Here is a 4768-nt window from a genome sequence, read left to right as displayed (position 1 = left end):
GGTCGCCCGTGGAGGTCGCGTACGCACTCAACGATTCCGACACCAAGGTCCTGCTGGTCGACGACACCTTCGGTGCCATGGTCCCGGCACTGCGCCCCGCATGCGCCGGCCTGCAGACCATCGTCTACTGCGGGGACGGGGCCACCCCCGAGGGCATGGTCTCGTACGAGGACCTCATCTCTTCCCACGATCCCGTTCCCGACGCGCGCCGCAGCGGCGACGCCCTCGCCGGCCTGTTCTACACCGGTGGCACCACCGGCTTCCCCAAGGGCGTCATGCTCTCGCACGCGAACCTCGTCACCTCGGGCCTGGGAACGGTGGCGACCGGACAGCTGCTCGACGACGCGTCGATCCTGCTCCATGCCGCGCCGATGTTCCACCTCGCCGATCTGGCCGCATGGGTGGGTCAGGTCATGCTCGGCGGCACCCACGTCATGGTTCCGTTCTTCGAGCCGACTGCCGTGCTCGGTGCCATCGCGACGCATTCGGTCACCGATGTGCTGCTGGTACCCACCATGATTCAGCTGCTCGTCGACCACCCCACGCTGAGCGAATTCGATACCTCCTCGCTCAGCCGCGTGTTGTACGGAGGATCCCCGATCTCCGCGGGCGTCCTCGAGCGGACCCTCGCCCGGCTCCCGCAGGCCCGCCTCACTCAGGCATACGGCATGACCGAGCTCGCGCCGGTCGCGTCGCTGCTCTGGCCGGAACACCATGTGGGAGAACGCATCGGCTCGGCCGGTCGCGCGGCCCCGCACTCGGAGATCCAGATTCTCGGCCCGGACGACGAGCAGTTGGCCACCGGGTCCGTCGGCGAGATCTGCGTTCGCGGTGGACACGTGATGCTGGGCTACTGGAACAAGCCGGACGAAACCGCCGCGGCCGTTCGCGACGGTTGGATGCACACCGGAGATGTCGGCTACCTCGACGCCGACGGATTCCTGTTCGTCGTCGATCGACTCAAGGACATGATCATCACCGGCGGCGAGAACGTCTACAGCGCCGAGGTCGAGAGCGCACTGAGCCTGCACCCCTCGGTGCTGGCGTGCGCCGTGATCGGTGTTCCCGACGGCGAGTGGGGCGAACGCGTTCACGCCTGTGTCGTTCTGGCCGAGGGGTTCTCGACTGATGTCGAGGAGCTCCGCGATCACACCCGCACTCTCGTTGCCGGATACAAGACCCCGCGCACCATCGAGTTCGTCACGGCACTGCCCATGAGCGGCGCAGGCAAGATCCTCAAGCGCGAACTGCGGGACGCCCACGTTGCGAAGGATGCGCTCGGAGCTTCCCTGTGACCAGCCAGGTCCGTACGCGAGCCACCTTCGATTCGATCTCGCCCATCGACGACAGCTCGATCGCCTCGTTCACCATCGATTCGGCGGAGTCCGTCGCGCGAACGGTCGGCCTCGCGCGGAGGGCGCAGCGCACCTGGGCGGCACTACCGCCGCGCACTCGCGCCCGGCACCTGCGGGCCTGGCGACACGAGATCTGGAGTCACCGCGCCGAATTCATCGATCTGATCCACCGCGAGAACGGCAAACCGGCCGACGATGCGCTACTGGAGATCGTCCTGACCCTCGAACACATCGCGTGGGCGGAAAAGCAAGCACCGCGGCTCATGCGATCACGCAGGGTGAACCCCGGCGTGCTGCTGGCGAACTACTCCGCACACGTGGACAAGGTCGCTCTCGGCGTGGTGGGCGTCATCGGCCCGTGGAACTACCCGCTCTACGCACCCAACAGTGCGATCGGTTCGGCTCTGGCCGCAGGCAACTGCGTGGTGTTCAAGCCCAGCGAGTACACCCCCGCGGTGGCGGCCCGCTACGTCCGCGCCTTCTACGAGGCCAATCCTGCTCTCCCGCTTGGCATTCTGTCTCTGGTGACCGGCTACGGCGACACCGGTGCCGCACTGTGCCGCTCGGGTGTGGACAAGATCGCGTTCACGGGTTCGACGAGAACCGGATCGAAGATCATGGCCACGTGCGCCGAGACGCTCACGCCGGTGGTTCTCGAATGCGGCGGTAAGGATCCGGTGATCGTTGCAGCCGACGCCGATATCGCAGCGGCTGCCGAGGCGGTGGCCTGGGGTGCATTCACCAACGGCGGCCAGACGTGCGTCGGAGTGGAGCGGGTCTACGTCGAGCGCAGTGTCGCAGCACAATTCACCGGGGCCCTCGTGCAGCATGCCCGTGCCATCGCGCCCGGTGGCGATGCGTCGGCCACCTACGGACCGATGACGATGCCCGGCCAGATCGACATCGTCCGACGCCACCTCGCCGACGCCGAGGCGGCCGGTGGACGAGCACTGATCGGCGGACTGTCGTCGATCGGCGACCGATTCGTCGGACCCACCGTGTTGGTGGACACGCCCGAGAGCTGCTCGGCCGTTCGCGAGGAAACGTTCGGCCCCACGGTCACCGTCCGTGAGGTCGACAGCATCGAGGAGGCGATCGAGCTGAGCAACGATCATCGGTATGCCCTCGGCGCATCGGTGTTCTCCCGCACGCACGGCAAAGAGATTGCGGCGCAGCTGGTGTGCGGTCAGGTCACCGTGAACTCGGTGATCGCGTTCGCCGGAATGGGATCGGTTCCGATGGGCGGCGTCGGTGCCAGCGGCTTCGGCCGGGTACACGGCGACGAAGGGTTCGCAGAATTCTGCCGCACGCACAGCCGCGTCACGAAGCTGTTCGACATTCCCGGATTCGAGCTGGTGACGCTGCGACGCCGACGGTGGGTCATGCCGCTGATCGACCGTGTGCTGGGGCTGCGTCACCGCCGCTGAGAGATCAGCGCACCGATTTCACCTGCCAGGTCACCGCCGCCCCGAGTGCCGCCAGCACCCCGACCGCCGTGAACAGTGCCGGGTATCCACCGACGGTGGAGAGGAACACGCTCGCGAGCAACGGTGCCAGGGCAGGTGGAACGATCGCACCGATGTTCATCACGCCGAGATCGGTCGCCCGACTGTCGGCGGACGGAAGGACCCCGGTCACCAGTGCCTGATCGACGGCCATGTACGCACCGAATCCGCCGCCCAGCAACGCCGCCGAGACGAACGTCGCGTCCATCGTGGGATGGATCGCCAGGACGAAGCCGGCGACGGCCTGCATCGATGCCGCAACCGCTACGAAGATCTTTCGGCGACGCATCCGGTCCGACAACGGCCCGAAGGTGAACGTGCACACCACACAGGCGATCAGGTAGACGACGGTCACCTCGAGCAGCGATCCCGTCGGATCGGCGACTCGAAGACCATCGGTGAGGAAGAACAGCAGGTAGCAGGTGCCGAGCGAGTTGGCCACGTTGACCAGGATTCGACCCCCGAAGGCCCACGCGAAGTCGCGGTGACGTAACGAATCGAGAAGTGAGGCAACGATGCTGCGCAGGCTCAACAGCGCTGTCGGTGCATCGGTTTCGCGATACGTCAGCAGAAAAGGCACCGAGCAGATCACCAGGGCGAGCGCCACGGCGAGGTAGCCGCCCAACACCGACAGAGCAAGCGTGGACACCAGCGCCATGCCCACCACCACGCCCAGCGCCTGCGGTGCATAGATCGCACTCGACACCGTTCCGCGCTGCTCGTCCGGCACGCGATCGGCCACCACGGCCGTCAACCCCGCTGTGGCAGCACTCAATCCGAGCATTGCCACCGACCACGCCGTCCCGATTCCGAGGACGGTACTCTGCAGCCCGGTGACCACCAACCCACCGGCGAAGAACAGGACACCGGCGCCGAACCAGACGCGCCGTCGCCCCAACCTGCTGCGAGTTCGATCGCACAGCGACCCGCACACGGGTAGACCGATCAGGAGCACCACGGCAGAGACCGCGTTGATCACCGCGAAGTCGAACACCTTCGACTGCGGATCGATCTCTTGCAAACGTTCGGGCAGAAGCAGCTGCAGTGGAACCAGATTGGCCATCCAGTAGCCCAGCCACGCCACGGAGAACACGGCAATCCAGAGCGGGCGTACCCGGGTGGTCATCGATCAGTCCCCTCGCACGGGTGCCGCGGTTCCGTAGGCACGGCGGACCACCTCGTCGAGGGTCGCGGCCAGCTGCACTTCGGTCATGGTGCGCGGCGTCGCCACTGCGGCAGCGGAAAGATAGACCCCGCAGAGCCATTCGAGCAGTTCGATGTTCGACAGTGCCGAATCGAGATCGCGACCGGTGGCCACCGATCCGTGGTGGGCCATGATGACCGCTGACCTCGAACGCATCGCCGCCACCACCGCGTCGGCGAGCTCGGTGGTACCGAACGGCGCGAACGGCACCACCGGGACGGTCCCACCCAGGGCGAGTTGTGCGTAGTGCACGGGCGGCAGTTCGTCCGCGACAATCGAGACAGAAACGGCCGCAGAAGAGTGCGCATGCACCACAGCCCGAACCTCGGACGACGCGTAGATGCCCAGGTGCAAGCCCAGTTCCGAGGTCGGTTCGCATGCACCGGCGCGCACGACGGCGTCCATACCGACAACCGTGACGTCCTCGATCGTCGCGTCCGCCAACACCAGCCCGGTCGCCGTCACCGCCACCACATCACCCGCGCGTGCACTGACATTGCCTGCGGTACCGAGAACCAGGCCCCGTCGGCCCAGTTGCCGGGCGGTCGTTGCGACGGACTGCCGAAGCTCGTCGACGTCGGCCGGCATCAGATGGTCCTGCAGGTACGTGCGAACTTCCGAACGAATTCGAGGTCGTAGGTACCGAAGTCGGTTCCGAGGCCCTGCGCCACCTGCGCGGCGGTCGCATTGCCCAGTTCGGCAGC

The 4768-nt window shown here is 66.6% G+C and carries 4 protein-coding genes; 2 read left to right on the top strand and 2 right to left on the bottom strand.

Annotation, left to right across the window (positions count from 1 at the left end):
• A partial coding sequence (locus tag A2J02_RS24685; RefSeq protein ID WP_068054999.1) for an AMP-binding protein occupies positions 1-1295 on the top strand: 1295 nt, incomplete at its 5' end.
• On the top strand, positions 1292-2782 hold the full coding sequence (locus A2J02_RS24680) for an aldehyde dehydrogenase family protein (protein WP_068054998.1): 1491 nt from the start codon (positions 1292-1294) through the stop codon (positions 2780-2782). The genes A2J02_RS24685 and A2J02_RS24680, both read left to right, overlap by 4 nt.
• Before the next feature lie 4 nt (positions 2783-2786).
• Here A2J02_RS24680 and A2J02_RS24675 read toward each other — a convergent pair whose 3' ends face one another.
• Both A2J02_RS24675 and A2J02_RS24670 read right to left on the bottom strand, forming a co-directional pair.
• Entirely contained in the window at positions 2787-3986 is a 1200-nt protein-coding gene (locus tag A2J02_RS24675) for an MFS transporter (protein ID WP_068054997.1), read from the bottom strand.
• Positions 3987-3989: 3 nt separating this feature from the next.
• Entirely contained in the window at positions 3990-4652 is a 663-nt protein-coding gene (locus A2J02_RS24670; RefSeq protein ID WP_068054994.1) for a class II aldolase/adducin family protein, read from the bottom strand.
• Positions 4653-4768 lie beyond the last annotated feature (116 nt).

This window comes from Rhodococcus sp. EPR-147, from assembly GCF_001647185.1.
Taxonomy (GTDB): Bacteria; Actinomycetota; Actinomycetes; order Mycobacteriales; family Mycobacteriaceae; genus Rhodococcoides.
The sequence above is the reverse complement of the archived record's forward strand: the minus strand, read 5'-3'. Positions and strand labels throughout refer to the sequence as shown.

Coding starts and splice junctions, on each gene's coding strand:
- A2J02_RS24670 (WP_068054994.1), bottom strand. CDS start 4,652: ATGCCGGCCGACGTCGACGAGCTTCGGCAGTCCGTCGCAACGACCGCC.
- A2J02_RS24675 (WP_068054997.1), bottom strand. CDS start 3,986: ATGACCACCCGGGTACGCCCGCTCTGGATTGCCGTGTTCTCCGTGGCG.